Annotated in this window: 2 protein-coding genes; one reads left to right on the forward strand and one right to left on the reverse strand. The window is 68.0% G+C overall.

Annotation, left to right across the window (positions count from 1 at the left end; genetic code table 11):
* The coding region (locus VFE05_11995; protein HET6230784.1) for an MFS transporter at nucleotides 1–860 on the forward strand (860 nt) is incomplete at its 5' end.
* A gap of 427 nt (nucleotides 861–1287) precedes the next feature.
* On the opposite strand, the gene VFE05_12000 is transcribed toward VFE05_11995, so the two are convergent.
* On the reverse strand, nucleotides 1288–1526 hold a 239-nt coding region (locus VFE05_12000), incomplete at its 5' end, for a DUF1684 domain-containing protein (GenBank protein ID HET6230785.1).

A 1526-nucleotide genomic window follows, 5' to 3' on the forward strand; every position in this document is an offset into this window, starting at 1 on the left:
TGGGCAAGGGCATCCGCGGCGCGCCGCGCGATGCGCTTATCGCCGACATCACGCCTCCGGAAGTTCGCGGACGCAGCTTCGGCCTCCGCCAGGCGCTCGACACCGTGGGCGCGATCGGCGGTCCGTTGCTGGCGCTCGCCGGGATGGCCTATTTCGTCGGTGACTTCCAGACGGTGTTCTGGATCGCCGTGATTCCCGCGGTCCTCGCGGTGCTGCTGATCGTGGTCGGCGTCCGCGAGCCGGAGGACAGGGCCGGCAATGGACTTCAGAAGCCGCGCTGGCACTGGCGCGACGCTTTGCGCCTGCAGCCCGCCTTGTGGGTGGTCGTGGCGATCGCGTTCGTGTTCACGCTGGCGCGTTTCTCGGAGGCCTTTCTGCTGCTGCGAGCGCAGGACGCCGGCTTCTCCGTCGCGACGGCGCCGCTGGTCATGGTGGTGATGACACTCGTCTACGCGCTGTCGGCCTACCCCGCCGGCATCGCGGTTGACGCCGGCAAGGCGCCGCAGTTGCTGGCCGGTGGTCTTGTCGCACTGTTCATCGCCGACGTGGTGCTGGCGCGCGCGACCGGGCCGACAGCGGTGCTGGCCGGAGCGGGTCTCTGGGGCCTCCACATGGGACTCACGCAGGGACTGCTGGCCGCACTGGTAGCCGCGGCAGCCCCCGCCGATCTTCGCGGCACGGCGTTCGGCGTATTCAACCTGGCGTCGGGTGTGGCGCTGTTGATTGCCAGCGTGGTCGCCGGTTGGCTATGGGATGCCTACGGGCCGGCGCTGACGTTCTACGTGGGAGCGGGATTCACCGCCATCGCCGGCGCGGGACTGTGGTGGCGGAGGGGCGCGCTGCGGTTTGCCGAGGGTTAACTCTGCGCGTTCGCGGCGAGGCGACGGCAAGGCAAGTGCGCACGAACCTCAACCGTTTACATCGTCGTCCCCGCGAAGGGGGACCCAGCGGCGTTCACACGCACCATCAATATCCATGCACGAATGATCGGACCGTCATTGCAACGACACTGGGTTCCCGCCTTCGCGGGAACGACGATGGAGGGTGGGGCGGTTCCGGCACTCGCGTGGAGCACGCCGTGCAGCGCGCAAGCAGGCGCGCAAGCAGGCGCGCGAACCGCGCCGCCTTCACCGTCGTCCCCGCGAAGGCGGGACCCAGCGGCGTTCGCCGCACAACGCCCCCTTTGATATCAATACGCGGGAGCTGGAGCGTCATTGCAACGACACTGGGGTTCTCCACACCACGCGACATCCCGCATTACGCTCGATACCAAGCGATCCGCCCACCTCATCCAGCGCGGGGCACCCGCTCGCCTGCCCTGACTTCGAACCCCAACCGGTTCTCCGCGGGCGCCAGCGGACATGACCAGCGTTCGTCGTATGCGCATGACGGGTTGTACGCAAAATTGAAATCGAGCACGATCGTGCGCTCGTGCGCACCCAGATCCGCGCCCTTGATCGTGTCGTACAGGTAGCGCCCGCCGCCATAGGTATCGACGCCGCTCGTCGCGTCCGCGAACGGAAGGA

The sequence above is a fragment of the Longimicrobiaceae bacterium genome, from assembly GCA_035696245.1.
Lineage (GTDB): Bacteria > Gemmatimonadota > Gemmatimonadetes > Longimicrobiales > Longimicrobiaceae > DASRQW01.